Annotated in this window: 18 protein-coding genes and 3 pseudogenes; 13 read left to right on the top strand and 8 right to left on the bottom strand. The window is 53.6% G+C overall.

Annotated elements, in window-relative coordinates:
* The first annotated feature begins 156 nt into the window (after window positions 1-156).
* Window positions 157-1,026: a DNA adenine methylase gene (locus ABDZ89_RS06445; protein ID WP_343777585.1), complete on the top strand. Its 870-nt coding sequence runs from the start codon at window positions 157-159 to the stop codon at window positions 1,024-1,026.
* 3 nt (window positions 1,027-1,029) lie between these two features.
* On the opposite strand, the gene ABDZ89_RS06440 is transcribed toward ABDZ89_RS06445, so the two are convergent.
* Entirely contained in the window at window positions 1,030-2,268 is a 1,239-nt protein-coding gene (locus tag ABDZ89_RS06440) for a hypothetical protein (protein WP_343777584.1), read from the bottom strand.
* Window positions 2,269-2,510: 242 nt separating this feature from the next.
* Between ABDZ89_RS06440 and ABDZ89_RS06435 the strand changes: the two genes are divergently transcribed.
* The 6 genes and pseudogenes from ABDZ89_RS06435 (at window position 2,511) to ABDZ89_RS06405 (ending at window position 6,794) form a co-directional block, all read left to right on the top strand.
* Entirely contained in the window at window positions 2,511-3,113 is a 603-nt protein-coding gene (locus ABDZ89_RS06435; RefSeq protein WP_343777582.1) for a metalloprotease family protein, read from the top strand.
* Between the two features lie 232 nt (window positions 3,114-3,345).
* Window positions 3,346-3,570, top strand: a pseudogene (locus ABDZ89_RS06430) (6-pyruvoyl trahydropterin synthase family protein); the annotation flags it as partial.
* A 348-nt stretch (window positions 3,571-3,918) separates the two neighbouring features.
* Complete coding sequence (locus ABDZ89_RS06420; protein ID WP_343777580.1) at window positions 3,919-4,092, top strand: hypothetical protein; 174 nt, start codon at window positions 3,919-3,921, stop codon at window positions 4,090-4,092.
* 145 nt (window positions 4,093-4,237) lie between these two features.
* Entirely contained in the window at window positions 4,238-5,242 is a 1,005-nt protein-coding gene (locus tag ABDZ89_RS06415) for a Cdc6/Cdc18 family protein (RefSeq protein WP_343777578.1), read from the top strand.
* 71 nt (window positions 5,243-5,313) lie between these two features.
* A complete protein-coding gene (locus ABDZ89_RS06410; RefSeq protein ID WP_343777577.1) occupies window positions 5,314-6,477 on the top strand; it encodes a CRISPR-associated protein Cas4 in 1,164 nt (387 codons plus the stop codon).
* A 161-nt stretch (window positions 6,478-6,638) separates the two neighbouring features.
* Complete coding sequence (locus tag ABDZ89_RS06405; RefSeq protein ID WP_343777575.1) at window positions 6,639-6,794, top strand: hypothetical protein; 156 nt, start codon at window positions 6,639-6,641, stop codon at window positions 6,792-6,794.
* Window positions 6,795-6,879: 85 nt separating this feature from the next.
* Here the strand turns inward: ABDZ89_RS06405 and ABDZ89_RS06400 are convergent, their stop codons facing one another.
* Entirely contained in the window at window positions 6,880-7,293 is a 414-nt protein-coding gene (locus tag ABDZ89_RS06400) for a hypothetical protein (protein ID WP_343777574.1), read from the bottom strand.
* A 529-nt stretch (window positions 7,294-7,822) separates the two neighbouring features.
* Window positions 7,823-8,305, bottom strand: coding sequence for a hypothetical protein (locus ABDZ89_RS06395; protein WP_343777572.1), 483 nt, complete (start codon window positions 8,303-8,305; stop codon window positions 7,823-7,825).
* A gap of 497 nt (window positions 8,306-8,802) precedes the next feature.
* Here ABDZ89_RS06395 and ABDZ89_RS06390 point away from each other — a divergent pair, with 497 nt between their 5' ends.
* The 4 genes and pseudogenes from ABDZ89_RS06390 (at window position 8,803) to queC (ending at window position 12,699) form a co-directional block, all read left to right on the top strand.
* On the top strand, window positions 8,803-10,689 hold the full coding sequence (locus ABDZ89_RS06390; protein ID WP_343777570.1) for a hypothetical protein: 1,887 nt from the start codon (window positions 8,803-8,805) through the stop codon (window positions 10,687-10,689).
* A 201-nt stretch (window positions 10,690-10,890) separates the two neighbouring features.
* Window positions 10,891-11,139 (top strand): annotated as a pseudogene (locus ABDZ89_RS06385) (6-carboxytetrahydropterin synthase); the annotation flags it as partial.
* Complete coding sequence (locus ABDZ89_RS06380; RefSeq protein WP_343777568.1) at window positions 11,139-11,915, top strand: 7-carboxy-7-deazaguanine synthase QueE; 777 nt, start codon at window positions 11,139-11,141, stop codon at window positions 11,913-11,915. The pseudogene ABDZ89_RS06385 and the gene ABDZ89_RS06380, both read left to right, overlap by 1 nt.
* Before the next feature lie 94 nt (window positions 11,916-12,009).
* The gene (gene queC, locus ABDZ89_RS06375; protein ID WP_343777566.1) at window positions 12,010-12,699 is read left to right on the top strand and encodes a 7-cyano-7-deazaguanine synthase QueC; all 690 of its coding nucleotides are present in this window, start codon (window positions 12,010-12,012) and stop codon (window positions 12,697-12,699) included.
* Window positions 12,700-12,713: 14 nt separating this feature from the next.
* Here queC and ABDZ89_RS06370 read toward each other — a convergent pair whose 3' ends face one another.
* Entirely contained in the window at window positions 12,714-13,151 is a 438-nt protein-coding gene (locus ABDZ89_RS06370) for a toxin-antitoxin system TumE family protein (RefSeq protein ID WP_343777565.1), read from the bottom strand.
* Window positions 13,144-13,713, bottom strand: coding sequence for a DUF7342 family protein (locus ABDZ89_RS06365; RefSeq protein ID WP_343777563.1), 570 nt, complete (start codon window positions 13,711-13,713; stop codon window positions 13,144-13,146). The genes ABDZ89_RS06370 and ABDZ89_RS06365 overlap by 8 nt, the downstream gene beginning before the upstream one ends.
* A gap of 101 nt (window positions 13,714-13,814) precedes the next feature.
* Between ABDZ89_RS06365 and ABDZ89_RS06360 the strand changes: the two are divergent.
* Both ABDZ89_RS06360 and ABDZ89_RS06355 read left to right on the top strand, forming a co-directional pair.
* Window positions 13,815-13,946 (top strand): annotated as a pseudogene (locus ABDZ89_RS06360) (7-cyano-7-deazaguanine synthase); the annotation flags it as partial.
* Window positions 13,947-14,204: 258 nt separating this feature from the next.
* Window positions 14,205-14,717: a hypothetical protein gene (locus ABDZ89_RS06355; protein WP_343777561.1), complete on the top strand. Its 513-nt coding sequence runs from the start codon at window positions 14,205-14,207 to the stop codon at window positions 14,715-14,717.
* A gap of 377 nt (window positions 14,718-15,094) precedes the next feature.
* Here the strand turns inward: ABDZ89_RS06355 and ABDZ89_RS06350 are convergent, their stop codons facing one another.
* The 3 genes from ABDZ89_RS06350 to ABDZ89_RS06340 form a co-directional block, all read right to left on the bottom strand.
* Window positions 15,095-15,664, bottom strand: a complete 570-nt coding sequence (locus ABDZ89_RS06350) for a hypothetical protein (RefSeq protein WP_343777560.1) — start codon at window positions 15,662-15,664, stop codon at window positions 15,095-15,097.
* 348 nt (window positions 15,665-16,012) lie between these two features.
* The gene (locus ABDZ89_RS06345) at window positions 16,013-16,666 is read right to left on the bottom strand and encodes a DUF2238 domain-containing protein (RefSeq protein WP_343777559.1); all 654 of its coding nucleotides are present in this window, start codon (window positions 16,664-16,666) and stop codon (window positions 16,013-16,015) included.
* Window positions 16,663-17,364, bottom strand: coding sequence for a hypothetical protein (locus tag ABDZ89_RS06340; protein ID WP_343777558.1), 702 nt, complete (start codon window positions 17,362-17,364; stop codon window positions 16,663-16,665). Before ABDZ89_RS06340 ends, ABDZ89_RS06345 begins: the two co-directional genes overlap by 4 nt.
* Between the last annotated feature and the right edge of the window lie 197 nt (window positions 17,365-17,561).

The raw sequence follows: 17,561 nt of genomic DNA, 5'->3' as shown, positions 1-17,561 counted from the left end.
GATTACTGAACAGTACCAATCGATGACAGGCATCCCAGTAAAATCAGTTGATCAACTCCCAGAGTTCGCCATGTCAATTCCTGCTGCAACAGTCAAATCAAGCCAATACTAGAGACGAGACAGGCTTTTCTATACCCCATTAAAACGTGGTTACGAATGGTGGAACCGATTCTGAAGTGGGCGGGTGGGAAACGCCAGCTTCTCTCCGAAATCACGGGACTCTTTCCAACAACGTATGAGGCGTATCATGAGCCGTTCGTTGGCGGCGGCGCAGTGTTTTTTCATCTTGATCCTGATTCAGGGACGATTAATGATCTCAACGAACGATTGACCACATTCTACGAGGTTGTCCGTGATTATCCGGATGATCTCATTGAGGAGAATAAGACGCACGAGCATTCGGAAGAGTATTTTTACGAGGCACGATCGGAGTTCAATAGCTTTCTTTCGGAGTCTACGCTGACACGTGAGGGCCGTGTTCGGGAGGCGAGTCTGCTGTTATATTTGAATCGGACGTGTTTCAACGGGTTATATCGGGAGAACAGTGACGGAGAATTCAACGTCTCATTCGGACGATACACAAATCCGGACTGGGTACAAGAACAACGGATTCGGAAGTCTTCACGTACCTTGCAGGGTACGGCGGTGTTCAACACCGATTTTGAATACGTGTTAGAAGAGGTATCGAGCGGTGACCTCGTGTATTTCGACCCTCCGTACGAACCCGTGTCGAAAACAGCGGACTTCAATTCATACCACGCTGACGGGTTTGATCGAGACGATCAACGCCGATTGCGCGACGTTGCTGTGGAGCTCACAGAACAGAATATCTCCGTTCTCATTTCGAATTCACCCCCTGTCACAGAGTTATACGAGGAGCACGACGCCTTTTCAGTGACATACGTAGGTGCGACGCGAGCGATTAACAGCGATGCAAGTAATCGCGGCGAGGTTGCTGAAGTCCTAATAACAAACGTAGAACCCGGAGACCGGCGGCGAAAGACACTCGCAGATTTCACTGAATAGCGACTATCTAGGAAGGCCAACAGCCTGCTCCAACCGCCACTCGTTGCTCAACACCTCTCCTTTGTCGTCGGTCCCACCAGTGGTGAGAATCCCAAGATGATAGAGCTGGTACTTGAATTGGAAGTGAATGCCGGACTTGTACACAGCCGGGTCCGTGAGCACGGCCTGGTGAATATCACCGTCTGCGGTCAGAACGTCGTCCCGTCGATTCTGGGTGAAGAATACCTCGACGGCCAGCGGCTGGTTGATGCGTGTGGCTTCGAGCGCGACGTCGGCGAGCGACACATCACGGACGCCACTGTCGTGGAGGCGTTCAAGCGCGGTGACGATGAGCCTCGTGGGCTCATATTGAATGGCGACGGAGCGTGCGAGCTGTGCCCATCTCGGAGCGAGTTCGGTGAATCGCGTTCGGCTACCAGTCCACGTATCGAACTCTGTGAGCGCAGCCGTGACACTCCCATGCTGATCGCGGGCGAAGCGAACGACTTCTGCGCCGAGATGTGTGAGCGAATCGCCGGTGGGCTGATCGTCGACAAGACTCAACAGGATCGCGCCGCGCCGGCCACCCGAAATAGCGTTGATGACGTTGTCGGCGTAGACGGCGTCAGTGTCTCCATCAGCAGCAAGCGCAAGCGCATACCCCAGGTAATTCTTCGGATGATTCACCGGGAAGCTGCCGTCGGTGAGCCGATGCGTCGTGGCTTGGAGTCGCACCGCGTCGATCGTGGTTGAGAACTCACCGGCACCAGTGACGCGAGCGCGCTCGACGACGCGTGCCGTGTCGGTGGTGTCGACAGCAATAAGACCGACGTTGAGGTTCCGGGCTTGTGCGCGCGCCGCGTCGGTAACACTGGGAGCCGGCGCAGCGACGTACCCCAAGTTGACCTCTGGGAGGTGTGCGTGGGCCTGGGTGATGCCGCGAGCGACGTCCGCACCGCTCGGGTCAGTGTTGTGGCCTTTCGCCTCGATCACCGTGACTGGTGTCGTGGCTGCGTCACCGTTTAGCACATCGGTAGCGGGCATGCCGACGCCGAGTAAGTCGGGCTCGCCGGCAGCGAGTCGGATCGTGTTGTACGGCGCGAGCCGGTCACGGAGCGCATCAGGAATGGTCCATCCACCCCATGTGGATTGTGTGAACTGCGTTTCCGTGACCGCGTACTGATCGGGGGTCGTGTCGATATCAGGATACAGTGTGTCCTTCGCGGCAGCAAGCACCGTTGGCTCGGCGAGCGTGACTGCCATTGTCCTGTCCATTGATGGATAGCTGATATAGTTGGGGGGATCGGGATACCAACAGCACACAATGTGCTTATACGCACTCCATCGTGTCTCTACCAACCGGTTTGACCGATTGATGTTACTGGTGAATCGGACCTGAGAACTGTTCTATTAGAGCGTCATAACAAAACCAATTCTATCTGGCTTGGAGTAACAATCTAGTCAATGAACATTCATTAATGTGTCCACCAGAACAGAATTATATCATGCGTCGGCCTGACTCGGTGCCTTCCGGATACACACAGCCCGTAAAGATTAGTCAACCAAATTGGTTGTTAAACTTAATAAGTCTCGTTTTCCTTGTCGGAGCAACAGTCGTTGTGGTGTTGGTTTCTTCAGGGATCATCGCACGGGTGGCAGCTGATCCATTGATAATTCTCGGATATAGCACCCGTCAGAGTGGGTACCTCGTTGTTTTGCTATTGGCAGTCTCTTTGGCAACCTTCGAGATACATGAGCAGTTACATCGGTTGTTTGCGAAAGGACTGGGTTTAGAACCGATCTACTACCGACTGAAGGGGCATGTTGTGGTGCGGGAGACGTGGATATCCCGTCGAGAGCTCAATCTGATGACTGCTGCACCGATTTTTATGATTCAGTTACCTGCGCTACTGATTCTCATTATCGCTTCTGGCACGTTAGGGGATATTGCTGAGCTTGCGTTCATAATGAATGCAGGATTTATTGCGAAAGATGCCACTGACATCATCTTCCATTTCCGATTACCAGAAGAGACGCAATTTTGGATGTCTGACCTTGGAGAGGAGACTGTTGGGTACTTTTCAGCAATGTACCAAAATTCAGACTGACCGATATTGAGGGCTTTATATAATCCGTCACAAGGAATTTTTCCGTTGAGGTGATTATAAAAGAGCTGTTGGGGTAACCCTGAGACGTTATCTGGGCTGTCGGGCGCAAAAATGTCGTTATCTGTAGGAATGCTATATTGATCGGAGCTGAGTCAGAGTTCGTCATGTTATGAGAATTTCAGCAAAGCCGGTGAAACTCAATACTTATATTTGCTCATAATATTCTTTGAGTATGTCTCAGAGCATACCTCAAGATGACTCTATAGCAGTGGATTTGGCAGAAGCAGGCCAACGAACACTCCACATCGGAGCCGACAACCCCATCCGAATTAGCTCGGGCCATCGAATCTTACATCACGACGGGAAGTGCTCGCGGCCACACGGCCACAACTACGAGATCACCGTCGAAGTGACCGGCGAACTCACCGAGGAAGGGTGGGTCGTCGACAAAGGCACAAGTTCGGAAGGTACAAACCTACAAATCGATAATTGAGTGACACTTGTGTGCCGATAAACCGGGAGAAGGCCGAACCTGTCCGCCAAACTCTCTAAATTAATATATATACGCGGGTACCCGGTTTTCGACTTCCCACGCCAGCAACGCTCAAACGTAAGTACGGTGTGGTAGTACGATCCCATCGATGGTGGAAGCAGTTCCGGAACTCACCACTGCTTGTCTCATTCACAATCTCGACCAATCCTCCGAACGAGCAATACGAGGAATCCCAGATCGCTCAGTACAGGAAACTCACGAATCGGTCAGTACAGACAAAAGAACTATCAGTATTCTGAATGATTACTAAGTATGGAACGCAGACTACTCAGGACAATTATCGGGATAGCAATGGTCGGGATGGGGCTGGTTCAGGCGTCTCTCTTTGCCGTACAAAGCGAATGGATACCTACCGGTTTGGGTATATTCTTCTCGGTACTTGGGATTGTGTATCTATGGGCCGAGGTCTACTCTACTTCACAGTAAGCACCTTTCAGTGACCAGCTGTTTCAGGCGAGAATCTGTCTGAAGAATATTATTTCAGCAGAGCCGGTGTTTCAGCCATTTTTGGAATATTTGGAAACGGCACCCTTCCATTTATGTTCTCATCAGACCGTGTCGACGTACCATCATGATAACAGACGCCCGGGTGCTCCAACAGGAGTTCATTCCGAGAGAGGTACAGCATCGAGATGCGGAGGTGAACTATCTGTCGAGCATTCTTGAACCTGTCACAGACAGAGAGCCGACAGAGCCAACGTTACTATACGGCCCGTCCGGAGCTGGGAAAACCTGTATCTCCCAATACATCGTCGAACAACTCCGTGGGAGCGTCGTGGAGTTGAACACGCAGTACGTGAACTGCTGGGAGGACTACACGCGATTCAAAACTCTGTACCAGTTACTCGACGGGATCGGCCAGACGTACGACATCCACCGGCAATCTACACCGCGTGACCTCCTCCTTGACCGTCTTCGTGACTACGATGGCCCGCCGTACGTCGTGATTCTCGATGAAGTGGATCAACTTCAAGACAAGGAACTCCTATACGACCTTCATCGCATTCCGAAACTCACGTTGATCCTCATTGCGAACCGCGAAGAAGACCTATTTGACCCTCTCGGAACTCGTCTACAAAGCCGTCTTCAAAACTCGAACCGTATCCACTTCGGCCAGTACGGACACAAAGAGTTGGTCGCTATTCTCCGTGACCGGGCGCGATGGGGTCTCCAACCGGATGTAATCGAGTCCGTGGAGCTCGGGCACATCGCTGAACACTCTGTCGGTGATGCGCGAGTAGCTATCGGAATTCTGCGGAAAGCTGCTCGTAATGCCAAGAAGAACGGAGACAATCAGATTCGTTCCGATGTGATTTCAGAGGTGGTTTCGGAAGCGAAATTGGAAATTGAGCGGAACACCATTAGTCGTCTTAAACCGGACCAGCGAGTGCTCTACACGATCATCAGCGAGAGCGAGGAGATCAAACCACCAACACTGTACGAACAGTATGAACATCGTGTTGACGACCCCAAAACCGAGCGAACCGTTCGGAACTACCTGGCGAAGTTAGAGCATTATAACCTAATCGTGGCTGACGGGAACACGAAAGCTCGCACGTACCGAACACGGTCATAATCCGGTGTAGACCGTGTTTCGGAAACACCACGCCCTTCCCTATTGTCCTTCAGGGCGTCTCTATTCTTGCAATGAGCGAGAACGGCCAGACAGACGCGTCACGCGATATCCGATTGTCATCGACTATTGACCGCCTCCCACAGAACACCCGGCTAAAACGCCTCGTGGACGCCGTTACGAACGACTCATTCAACGACTGGTACGACGAGCGATTGTTCACGGAGAACATCTTGGAGGGCCGCCCGTATTTCAACGGCGCGTCACCAATTCCCGCTACTGAGAAGCACTCCCCGAGTAAGTTACTGCAGTGCCATCGGAAAGTCCGGTACTACGGACAGAACACGCCACAAGAGGGTGACTCGCCGCAAGGCCTGTTTTGGATTGGGAACGAGTTCGAAGAGGAGATCATCGTGCCGTTCCTGCAGGACACGGTGACGACAGATTCGACGTACGTGCGGAATTCGCTGTGGATTGACACGCAGGTACCGACCAGGAGCGGTGATGAAGTCCGGGTGAAAGGCGTGACAGACCCGGCGATCGTGGACAGTAACGGCCACCCCATACTCGTAACGGAGATCAAGACGACGTCGTCGTTAGAGTATCTTGACGGGCCGAAACCACATCATAAGGCGCAGCTACACGCGTACATGCACGCGTTGGATTCAGAGTATGACCGGTCGATTCAGGACGGGTTGCTGGTGTACGGGAGTCGGGATATGCTCGACGTGCAGGCTTTCCATGTCCCGTTCGATGACCGGTTCTGGCGGGAGAGCGTCGTGGAGTGGATGGCGCAGCAAACCCAGTTCCGTGAGAACGGAGAGTTACCACCAGCAGAGCCGGTGTTCGAGTGGGAGTGCGGGACGTGCCCGTTCAAACGGCGTTGTGGAGAGCATGACGGGAAATATCAGGATGAAGGGTTCACTGGGCTATTACCTGCCGTGACTTCGTACCGGAAACAACAACTGGTCGAGTACTTCGATGCGTACCCGGACGCGAAACTCACGCCAGCACTTGCGGATGAGTACCCAGAGTTAGCTACCGAACACGGCGTGTACGACTGGGAATGCAGCACGTGCCGGGGTACGTTCCCGCATGATCAGGTTGACGCCGGTGAGAATTCATCACCACCACTTTGTGAAGACTGTGCTTCGAATGGCGAGTTATCCGAGCTTTTTGTTCCGAGAGCAGAGCAACAAGTTGTCGGTACTGAGCTGGGAGAGCCAAGTGAACGGTAGCAGTGCGCCGTCTAACCCCATGCCAGTGTTCAGTTGAAATCATCAGCAGATGATCCACTCTAACCTTGTTCCGGTCATTACAGTGGACTCACGAACCGCTCAGTACAAGCCAAGTAATTATGACGAAACGCTCTAAATAATACAATAGACTCCTCACATCTATGTCGCTACAGCAGTATCGAAAACTCACCGGGATTCTCTCCGTTATTGCCGGAGTAGGTATTCTTGGTATCGCTTTGGCACAACCCAATTTCCGCACAGTTCTATGGGGATTATTCGCTATTTCACTCGGGCTGTTTGGTTGGTTTAAAAACTGAAATATTACTCAGTACGCACTCTTCAGCGACCAGTTGTTTCAGACGAGAAACACCTGAAGAATAGGATTTTAATAGAGCCGAATCGTCAACATTCCCCTCGGGAATAGTACATTTTCACGCCGTTAGTATCGATCGTAGACAATACAGATAGACACTCAGTGTCCTCGTAATCTTGTGACAAACTTACTGTAGATAGACTGCGTTCGTCAATTGAATCAGCAGATACAGTAACTACTAGGTCTCCCTCACCACCCATCCAACTTTCTTTTAAGTTTACACCATCGGTTGAACCACCTTGTATTGCGTCAAATTCAAATGTATCTTCATATACAATTTCATCATCCCGTTCTGCTACTATTGTTACATCAACACTCTCATCCCGCAAATTTACCACCTCTATCTCCTGAATTTCCACCTGCGGTTCGTCATTTGAAATACAGCCGGAAGTGAGAGCAACAGCAGCAACCCCAAGGATTTCACGACGTTTTTGATCTATCATATCAATTATTCAACTTTAGAATTCCATAAATGTTTGTTCATTATTCGGCTCTGTTAAAACCTCAGCAAGTGATAGATTCTGATCCGGTTGTGGTCAGTACAGGTTTTCAGTATAACAGACACAAAACGTTACTAGCGAATCTGAACCTACAGGAACCCCCACAAAACATACACTAAAACAACCAGACTAATTGGTACAATAGATATCAGCACTTGCCCTATGATGACCATTGAGTATACTACACTCAGTACAATTATGCTCCAACCGGTGACACGGTGTATGAGGGACGTATTTGGTTTGGACCATTCAACCATGCTTCATTTTACAAACTAGTGATAGTAAATCTTCTGTTCATGAACGTTAGGATGAGTAGGCAACACAAGTTCAGTAGCTTTTGATCACTTCAGTAGTGTATTGTCGATAGGTAAGCACTCTTTAACGACCAGTTGTTTCAGACGATGATATGTCTGAAGGATAGCATTCGGACAGAGTCTCCAATTTCTACAGAGGTCCGCCGGAGATCCGACATCTATTGGTCGTATTCGTCATTACCCTTAGATTGAGATACGCGGACACGGTCAATGAATGCCTCGTTGAGTTCGTCTTGCTTCTCTACCAGGGATTCTCGGAACGCGTCAAGTTCCTCGTCGAGTTCTTGCTCAAGACGCCAGATCTCCTCTTGAATCCGCAATAGGTCAGTCCGTTCAATCTCGTCACCGATTACTTCTCCTTTCTCAGTGAGTCGGTGGTACTTCTTTTTCTGAACGTACTTTGGTTGCTCGTCCACGAGTCCTGCCTGCCTCCCCTCTTCGAGGCGTTCATCGATCGTGGACGGGCTTTTTGGAAAGTCTTGCCGGAGTGTTTGGAAACGCTTCGGCTCGTCATGCAATTGTGCGATGAGCCACGCCCCACCGGCAGATGAGAGCACCTCTATCATCTGATCGAGTCCCTCATCACTGAATTCGTCAGGTGGAGCTGGCCCTCCACCATTCCCGCTATCGCTGAAATCCACGGTATTGACGTGTGCGTCGGACTACAAAATAAAACTCCGGTACGAACTGTACTAGAAGTACAAAACATACTACCTGATCACGGCGATCGGCACATTTGGAAAATCTCTTAAACACTGATTATACTGCCTATAGGGTTTCTTAACCCCAAATCACGTATTATTCTGTGTGCAGATTCGGAAACGACACCCTCTCGAATATGGTACGTACTGTACTACATCGCGTATCCAACCCATGAATCCGAACGGACCCATCAGCCAGTCACCGGATACAAAACTCGAATCGAGGCCCCGGTAACCCCCACGACCGCTCACCCGCCAGTAACTCGTGTCCCTCACCACCACTACTCGATGTCAGCTCACCTCGCCGTGGAGAGGAATCCACGGAGACACTGAGTTGACCGGCTATTACTGGTGGGGAACTACTGAGTCCTGGGTAGCACCCCTCGGTTTCCACTCCAAATCCCGTCCACGATTCACCGGCTCGACGGGGGTGCTGAATGACTGACGAGCCCGAAAATACCGTTCGAGAACGAGTAGTCGCTCAAGCGACTTCGCTGTATGAAATCCACGAAAATACGTCTCGCGTGATCAAGAACCTCGACTTGCCGATGAGCGAATTCCAAGACGAGTACGATATCACGATGAGTGACTCGTTCAACTTCGAAGCAATGGTCCGTCTCTACCTGTATAAACGGGTTACCGGGATGGACCAAACGGAGGTAACAACCCGTGTAAGAAACTGGGAATACCTCCAACAACAGTTTGGACTTAATCGAGCACCAACGCAGCAAACCCTCTCATACACTATCCGAAGACGATTTTCAAGTCAATACAAAACACTCCTCAACAACATTGCGAAAGACATCCGAGAGGCAGCCCTACAGCAAGGTCACTACGAGAAAGACCTGAGATCACCAGACCCAACCCCGTCACCAGACGAAATCGAGGAAACGTCAACACCTCTCCACCATTACGTCGATGAACACGCCCCAGATATTATTTCAGCCGCGCTGAACGACGTGTGCCCCGCGTTCGATACTGGCAGAGCACATAACGTCGTGCACGAAGACCGGACCGTGTGGGAACACCAGATCCTGATGAGTCTCTCTGACCGCGCGGGAACACGGTCAGCGTTCCGTACGTTCAACAAATTCCGCACGAGAGCGCTCCACAACGATACGCACGTCCGTGCGGTGAAGAAACTCGGAACACCTGCTTCGTACCAGTACACGTTCGATGATTTCAATGGGAGACGCCGACCAACGCCGGAATGGCGAAAAGTCGCGGATACGATTCAACCACAGTTCTCGGATGCGGTCGAGAACATGCTTGGACGTATTCGAGAGGCGGACGAGTTCAGTGAACCGGTAGTTGCTGCAATCGACACGGTTCGCGTGCCCGTTAGCGTCAGCCCATACAAGGGTGAAGCAGACGTTGAACCTGGTGACACGAGAGTAAGGACCAAGAATGGTAATCTTCGTGTTCCGAAGGATGACTACCCGGAGATGATCAAAGGCGGGAATGACAAACCGGTCGGGTACGAGTACGCCACGCTCACGATCGTCGGGCATAACGACCCGATAGTCCTGGCTGTTGAACCGGTTCGACATAATTCAAAGTGGGAACTCGACAACGGCATGTCGGTCTCATGGGCTGAAACGGTTGATCGGCTTATGCAGCAGGCGACTGAGCTCGTGGATATTCACCTCGTGATGGCAGACCGGGCGTTCGAGAACCGTGAGGTCACACACGTGCTTGACCAGTACTACGACGTGAATTACCTTCTGCCGAAAAAGAAGAATTCGGAAGCATTGGAGCAAAATTTGGATGATGTAGAATCAGACTCGACGTTGGTCAGTCGGGTGCAACGTAAACCACTCTATTTGGACGAGAATGAAACGCGGTACGTTAAGGCTGAAAGTGACGATACGGTTGGCGAAGGCGGGTACAGTCATGATGTGAATTTCATGTACGTCCCTGCAGAGAAGGATGACTGGGTGTACACTGAACTAGACGACGTGGAGTACACGGTGTTCGTGACGAATCGGGAAGACGTGTTGCCGGAAGATGCAATGGGTTTGTGTAACAGGTATTCGAGTAGGTGGGATATAGAAATTGAATACAAGGTTCTTCTGCCGCTGCTACCGTCGATCGCGTCGAAGGACTACCGGATGCGGTATTTCTCGTTCGTGTTCAGCTGCTTGCTGTATAATTTGTGGCGGCTGACGGATCACTCGTTGAAACGACTCGCATCTGAAGCGTTCGATGATTACGGCCGGTTAACGTTCGATGACCGATTAGACCCGCTGCTGTCGATGGCTGATTTCCTGGCGTCAGCGTTGATCTTGATGTTCCGTGAAGATGGGGTTGACCCGCCTGACTGACGAGTCGTGATTTTCCTGGGTTTTCCTGAGTTTCGGTAGCGACGCGTGTTTCGGTCACACCCGTTATTTCCCGTGTTTTTATCAGATTCGTGTAGTGACTTGATGACTCGGTGAGTTTTCTCCCGACTGAGATCTGAGATCGGACTTCACCAGCAATTTTAGCCGCTATCCGTTTGTACGAAATCTACCTTCCGAACTTATGACAAAGGCGACGTCACGGACGTCATCGACGCGTGGGACCACCGGTTCCTCGTTGAGGAAGGCGACCCGCTCGTTGACGCGTTCGAGCAGGCCGGCGACGGCGACGCCCTCGTCGTCCTCGATCACCCACCAACGGCAGAGGTGATGAGCGTCCTCCTCGAACAACGGATGCTTGAGGCGTTCCCAGACACCGTCTCGGACGTGTCGGTGTCGGTGAGCGAAACCGGCGAGCTCTGTGCGACCTACTGATGCCGGTCGCAAGTGACGTCGAGGAGCCCACAACGGACGCTGAGGCGGCTGGTGAGGGGCTTCCGATCAACGAGGTGTTCTACTCGTTGCAGGGCGAGGGAACGCTCGCAGGCGTGCCCTCTGTCTTCGTGCGGACCTCTGGGTGTAACCTTCGGTGTTGGTTCTGTGATTCGTACCATACGTCGTGGGAGCCGACCGGAGCGTGGCGCGACGTCGACTCGATCTTGGAGGAAGTCCGCTCCCACGAGCAGGCGAACCACGTCGTACTCACGGGCGGCGAGCCACTCATCCACGAGGAGTCCGTCGAACTCCTCGAACGGCTCGACGAAGAGGGGTATCACGCGACGGTAGAGACGAATGGGACGATCTACCGGGACGTGCCAATCGACCTGGCGAGTATCAGCCCAAAGCTGACGAGCAGCACGCCGACACCGGAGCGTGACCCGAAGGGGGAGGGCGAGTGGGAAGAGAAACACGAACAGAACCGGATTGACATGGATGCGTTGTCCCAGATGGTCGATGCGTACGAGACCCAACTCAAGTTTGTCGTGACCGACGAGTCGGATCTCCCAGAGATCACGGACCTGGTTGAGCGGGTACGAGAAGCGACGGTGGCGACCGTCGCCGATGATGACGTGTTGTTGATGCCCGAGGGGATGACGCGCGAGCAACTCGACGGGACGCGAAGCGAGGTCGCCGAGTTAGCGATGGAGTACGGCTACCGGTACACGCCGCGACTGCACGTTGACCTATGGAACGACGCGCCGGGGACATGAGCGTCGCCCAGAAACAGCCTGGTCGAGATCGTGTGGTGCCGCGAGTGCGGTGTGGTGAACAGAGCGACAATCGATTCGACGCAACTGAGCAATCATGAGCAACAAAAGCGCGGTCATTCTGGTGTCCGGCGGGATGGATAGTGCGACTGCGGTCTACGAAGCGATGGAGCAAGGGTACGAGCCGTACTTCCTCCACACGTCGTACGGGCAGCGCACCGAAGACAAAGAGTACGAGTGCGCACAGGCGCTTGCTGAGGAGGTTGATGCGGCTGACTTCCTACACATCGAAACGGGGCATCTCTCGCAGATTGGGGCATCGAGTCTGACGGATGAGGAGATGGACGTGGCTGACGCGGATTTGGAGAGTGACGAGATTCCGACGTCGTACGTCCCCTTCCGGAACGCGAATCTGTTGTCGATGGCGACGTCGTATGCGGAGGCGACAGAGTCGTCGGCCGTGTTTATCGGCGCGCACTCCGAGGACTTCTCCGGGTATCCGGACTGTCGGCCGGCCTTTTTCGATGCGTTTCAGAACGTCATTGATGTCGGGACAAAACCGGAGACAGAGATTGAGCTGAAAGCGCCGTTCGTCGAGTGGTCGAAAACGGAGATCGCCGAGCGTGGCTTGGAACTCGGGGTGCCGTACGAGATGACGTGGTCGTGTTACCGCGACGAGGAGCCAGCGTGTGGGACGTGTGATGCGTGTGCGTTCCGGCTTGAGGCGTTCCGGAACGCTGGGTCACGCGATCCGATTGCGTATGCTGAGCGGCCGGAGTTTTCGTAACTCACGAGTCGATTTTACTCGTCCCAGAATGCCTCGATCCGTTCGTCAAGACGAGAGAGTACGGAGGCGAGCACGTCTCGCCACTCGGGTGGATACTCAGCATCGTCGCCTGGTGTTGATGCATCCGGGGGCGGGTGAAAATGCTCGCGGGTGTTGTGATCGTTGGGGTGGCGATCCCATCGACACTCCCACGAATTGTTCGTCTGATACTGCTCGGCGTAGTGGATGCTGAAGTCGTCGGTCTCAAACCATCGAATCCGAAGCGACGCGCGCGTGACCCCACTAGGGAAGTACCCGAGGTCGTAGTCAGCAACGATAGCGTTTGGCGCATACGAAGGCCGTGTATGGACACTCTCGAATCGGGCGCTTCGGAGGAGGTGAGCAGCAATCCGGTCGAGAACTGCAGCATCGATTGGGCCGGTACTGGGTGGATCGCCCGGCTGCTCAGGCATCGATGTGACTGGGAGTGCTACCGGAGGCCAGGTGGTCACGTCGCGCCGCGTCGAGGAGCGCTGCTCGCTGTTCGAGTGTCTCCCACTCAGAGAGCGCCTCCCACGCGTCTTCAGTTGCTATGTCTTGACTGGCGTCGACGAGAGAGACGTCGTTCGGATCGTCTGCGTCGAACTGTGTTCTGTACGCTTCGATCTCGTCAAGTGTGTCTGTAAGGAGGTCAACGATTTCCTGCTCGGAGTATTCGTCGCGGATACGATCGATGCGTCGCCACTGAAAGTACGCGTCGTTGCGCTCGTACCGGACGGGCCGCGCGTCGTGACGATGGACCATGCCCATCTCGTTGAACCATGCGAGATAGTCTCGGGCAGTCTCAGTCCCGCAGTCAGCGAGGTCAGCGATCTCGGAAACCTTTGTGGGGGTTCGAAGCCCGGTGATGACATCAAGGAGCCGTTCGCGGATCGGTCCGTCTTTGAGAAGCGTCTCAGGTGACTCAAATTCAGTGAGGTCCGGCGGCGATTCTGCACCGTCGTACGCTTCCTCAGGGATGTCAGTAACCTCCATTCGTGTCGCCTCGTTAGTACAGATGTCGGTTCGAAGCGATATATATCTGTGGTATACTGAATTAATTCTGTTTCACCGTAACTCGGTGTATCGTACGAATGACGTGGTCTTGTTACCGCGATGAGGAGCCGGCGTGTGGGACGTGTGATGCGTGTGTATTCCGCCCAGAGGCGTTCCGGAATGCCGGGTCACGTGACCCGATTGCGTATGCTGAGCGGCCGGAGTTTTCGTGATGCGCTTGTTCAAACGAAGTAGGATGTATTGACCCGACCTGCTGCGCTCAGGATTCGTCGCTGACGGCACCGGTAAGTTCCTTTTTGTGTTGAATTATCTCGCAATTCCGTTCAGAGCATGGATGAGCGTTACAACGACATCAAACGCTTCTGATACTAACTGGGAGATTAGTTGGAACATGAGTCTCCCCATCATGTGTTTTTGTGGTCTCGTATTCCTCAGACAACTTTATCAGATTCGGAATATGTACCTGTTCTATGTACTTTTGTGACGACTGTGGGAGTATGATAACCCCACAGAATGGGAGTGGTCAGTGTGAAAATTGCGGCGCAGAGTACGAAATACAGGGTGGGAAGTCAGAATCGTTCGAAGATGAGGCTGAGGAGAACCTTGGTGTTGCCGACGGTGGGGAGTCCACAAAAACGAAACTAGAGTCGCTTCCAACGACAAAATCAGGAAGTATACCGAAATCGGAAGCGATGGATTGGCTGAAGAATCGAGATCGACCGTCGGGGGCCGAGATGAAGCGAGCGATGATGGAAAAGCCGAGCGACTTTGAGGGGAGCACATACCCGACAGATATCTCGAATATTCGAATTACCGGTGATCCCCAATTCATTGAAACCATCGCAGGGCTATTCCGCTGGGTTGTCGATATGGAGGACTACAGTCGTCGGGTTGAGATTAACCTGAAGGAGACTGAGGACCGGGAGACTGGTGAGAAAACGGGAAATTACGCATTATATTTGTCTGTTACAGAACGCGGATAGCACGCTTGTAGGACGCCATTACAGACTATTTCTCCGCAAGTAGCGATGCGCCATAGTGACTCGACTAGTAACATTTCGGCTAGTTATGAGCGTCACTGACAGCAACTTCTCGACGGCCCGGATAACGGCCAGTTAATGATCAGTGGCTCTGTTGAAATCCTATTCTTCAGATATATTCTCACCTGAAACAGCCGGTCGATGAGAACTGCGTATTGACTACCGAGAATGTTACCATCTCAGTGCCAAGTTGCGATAGCCGTGCGAGATACAGACGGTCTATGCAGCACGGCCATACTCATAGAGTGGGTGTGGGCTGAGTCTCATCCATCTCTGTCAGTCGGTAGTTCATGGAGACCACAACTCGTTACTTGAATCACCTAGTTTTCGGGGAGGATATCACCGATGGAAGCCCCGACACTCATGACGACACCAATCAACACCGTCTGTCCGCCCGCAATTAGTGGTTCGCTCCATGCAACTCGGCCCCAACCAGTCATCAACACAATAGCCAACCCACCTGCGATACACATGATAGCCACCGGTCGCAATGGAACAACTCCGAAAAGTCGGTCCTCAACGACCTGTTCGAACTCACCAGCATGTAATATCCCGAAAACAAGGGTCCCTCCAAACAGGAGCGTGAGGAGAAGAACCGGCGGACGTTTAGCGATGAACCGACCGATCTCAAGCGCGCCATCTTCAACTATCATCGGCATCCCGAACACGAAACTTCCCACCAGCGCTTCGCCAGCATCGCGGGGGCCGAATTGGGATTGGAATCGACCGATGATTCCTCGGCGACGGACCTGTCGAGCAGTCTGCATCGTCTCACGAACCTGTTGTAACTCCTCATCCCGATCAACGATATCCTCGAGTTCGTCCAATTCGGTCAGTACATCATCAATATCCGCGTCTCGGTCAATCCGAGACGATTCGGTACGAGCCATCACATCGTACTGTCTTCCTCTCGATTTATGCTCTTCCTTGTGACCCGCAACAACTACCACGTGTCGAGTGAGTCTTTCATTCTGAAACGGATCTTGGTCGAATATATGTGCTCTCTATTCACCATGATTTGGCGGTACTCCCAATTTGCCAGCATGAAACCGACTGCGCGTGTCTCACCCACTGATTAAGCGCCGGCTCAAAAGCGCTCGGTCGGAGGATAACCGGCAGAAATCCTCCCACCCTTCGAGCGCAATCAGACTTTTCTCGACCGCGGTTAGAATGAACTGCCTCGGCGTTAAACCCTGAGGCACTCGGCTTGCCCCGCCTGTGTAGACTCTGTTAGAATTTTAAGACTCCTTGTCTAACGTCCCATACAGCCCTGCTCGGATCCGCTCTGCGACTCCGGTGAGGTGTGCCTGTCCGAACGTCGCCACGATCAGCGCCCCGACGGAGTTGTACATCAGGTCGAGCACCGTGTCATCGAGTCCGTGCTGGGCGAGCGGCATGGAGATCCCCGTCTCGTCGGCGACGATGTCGAGACCGAACTCGAACAGCTCCCAGACGACGCCGAACGCGAGCACGACCACGAAGATGAACACGAACGCGAAGCGCGCTGGGATCCGGACTTGGTCGCTGTGGAGGTCGATCGCTCGCAGTGTCGTGTACCCTGCGCCGGCGATTAGCGACGCCGACAGCGCGTGCGTGAGGTGGTCCCACCACGGGACCTGCGCGTAGAACCACGCCGATCCCAGCGTGTGGAGGAACACCGCCGACGTGATCCACACGCCGAGCCACGGGTCGAGTGGAATATTGTAATTGCGCTCAAGCAGCGCCGGAATGAACGTGACGAACAAGCCGAGCCCGCCGTTGGTGATCGCCTTCGGCTGGCCGAACGCCACGCCGTATCCGACGATAGCGACCAAGAGAACCTGCATCACCCTCGTGAGCCGCCGCTGTGTCCGCAACGACGGGCGAGCGCGGAGGACACCCCGAACGCTCATCGGCGCACCACCCACCCTATCGTGCGGCGGAGCCGCGCTCCGCGTCGCCGGAAGTATGCGTCGAAGAGAATCCCGGCGGTGAGCCCGGCGAGCGTCACATAGATCCACTCGATCATCAGCGCCTCGTTGGTCGTCAGGAAGTTGGTACCGAGCAGCCGATCGGCGTTCCACCGGAGCACCGCCCACACAGCCGCCGTCGCCAGCGTCGTCATCATGACGAACACGACCGCGAACCAGTGTGTCACGCGCAGCGTGGTGAACATTTGGAGTTCGACGGTGATGATCAGCGCGAACGCGGCGATCGCAAGGTACGTCGCAAACGTCCCGAGTTCTCCCCCGAGGAGGGCACGCACCAGCACCGGTAACAGCGCGAGACCGAGCACCTCCCACGGAGGCATTACCCGCGGATTCCGCGCCGCGACCGCCGGCACGACCACGACGGCGATCATTCCGGTGACGAGAGCCATCGGGAGGATGTCGAATTCGAGCAGGCTCTCGACGAACACTCCCACCAGGACAGTCACCATCGCCCACGCGACCACCGCGTTCGTCCGCCCGCTACGGAACAGCCGCCCCAGCCGGTCCTCAATTGCATTTCCCTCCGGAACGTCGGGTTCAGGATCGGAGGGATCGATCCCATCGATCTCGACCTCAGAGTCTCCGTCCGCGGTGTCCGTAGCGGATCGGTCGGTATTCATACTCATTTGCAGTCTGGCCCCCACTATATGAGTTGCCTCTGTGGCACGCCGAACGGACGCGTTTGTGACCGTCACCTCTATTTTTCAGCTATGGATTGTTAATGGTATGAAGAACCACACGTTCGACTGCTGAAAATAGAGGGCACCGATGCGTTTGGTATGACATCTGTGTTGACCGATCCCTCCTGAGTATAGGT

The sequence above is a fragment of the Halorubrum ejinorense genome (assembly GCF_039522565.1).
In the GTDB taxonomy this organism is placed as follows: Archaea; Halobacteriota; Halobacteria; order Halobacteriales; family Haloferacaceae; genus Halorubrum; species Halorubrum ejinorense.
Note: the sequence above shows the minus strand (reverse complement) of the source record. Positions and strands in the feature narration are given on the sequence as shown.

What these genes read in the sequence shown, in the direction of transcription:
- ABDZ89_RS06445 (WP_343777585.1), top strand. Translation starts at nt 157, where the DNA reads ATGGTGGAACCGATTCTGAAGTGGGCGGGTGGGAAACGCCAGCTTCTC.
- ABDZ89_RS06440 (WP_343777584.1), bottom strand. Translation starts at nt 2,268, where the DNA reads ATGGCAGTCACGCTCGCCGAGCCAACGGTGCTTGCTGCCGCGAAGGAC.
- ABDZ89_RS06435 (WP_343777582.1), top strand. Translation starts at nt 2,511, where the DNA reads ATGCGTCGGCCTGACTCGGTGCCTTCCGGATACACACAGCCCGTAAAG.
- ABDZ89_RS06420 (WP_343777580.1), top strand. Translation starts at nt 3,919, where the DNA reads ATGGAACGCAGACTACTCAGGACAATTATCGGGATAGCAATGGTCGGG.
- ABDZ89_RS06415 (WP_343777578.1), top strand. Translation starts at nt 4,238, where the DNA reads ATGATAACAGACGCCCGGGTGCTCCAACAGGAGTTCATTCCGAGAGAG.
- ABDZ89_RS06410 (WP_343777577.1), top strand. Translation starts at nt 5,314, where the DNA reads ATGAGCGAGAACGGCCAGACAGACGCGTCACGCGATATCCGATTGTCA.
- ABDZ89_RS06405 (WP_343777575.1), top strand. Translation starts at nt 6,639, where the DNA reads ATGTCGCTACAGCAGTATCGAAAACTCACCGGGATTCTCTCCGTTATT.
- ABDZ89_RS06400 (WP_343777574.1), bottom strand. Translation starts at nt 7,293, where the DNA reads ATGATAGATCAAAAACGTCGTGAAATCCTTGGGGTTGCTGCTGTTGCT.
- ABDZ89_RS06390 (WP_343777570.1), top strand. Translation starts at nt 8,803, where the DNA reads ATGACTGACGAGCCCGAAAATACCGTTCGAGAACGAGTAGTCGCTCAA.
- ABDZ89_RS06380 (WP_343777568.1), top strand. Translation starts at nt 11,139, where the DNA reads ATGCCGGTCGCAAGTGACGTCGAGGAGCCCACAACGGACGCTGAGGCG.
- queC (WP_343777566.1), top strand. Translation starts at nt 12,010, where the DNA reads ATGAGCAACAAAAGCGCGGTCATTCTGGTGTCCGGCGGGATGGATAGT.
- ABDZ89_RS06370 (WP_343777565.1), bottom strand. Translation starts at nt 13,151, where the DNA reads ATGCCTGAGCAGCCGGGCGATCCACCCAGTACCGGCCCAATCGATGCT.
- ABDZ89_RS06365 (WP_343777563.1), bottom strand. Translation starts at nt 13,713, where the DNA reads ATGGAGGTTACTGACATCCCTGAGGAAGCGTACGACGGTGCAGAATCG.
- ABDZ89_RS06355 (WP_343777561.1), top strand. Translation starts at nt 14,205, where the DNA reads ATGTACTTTTGTGACGACTGTGGGAGTATGATAACCCCACAGAATGGG.
- ABDZ89_RS06350 (WP_343777560.1), bottom strand. Translation starts at nt 15,664, where the DNA reads ATGGCTCGTACCGAATCGTCTCGGATTGACCGAGACGCGGATATTGAT.
- ABDZ89_RS06345 (WP_343777559.1), bottom strand. Translation starts at nt 16,666, where the DNA reads ATGAGCGTTCGGGGTGTCCTCCGCGCTCGCCCGTCGTTGCGGACACAG.
- ABDZ89_RS06340 (WP_343777558.1), bottom strand. Translation starts at nt 17,364, where the DNA reads ATGAATACCGACCGATCCGCTACGGACACCGCGGACGGAGACTCTGAG.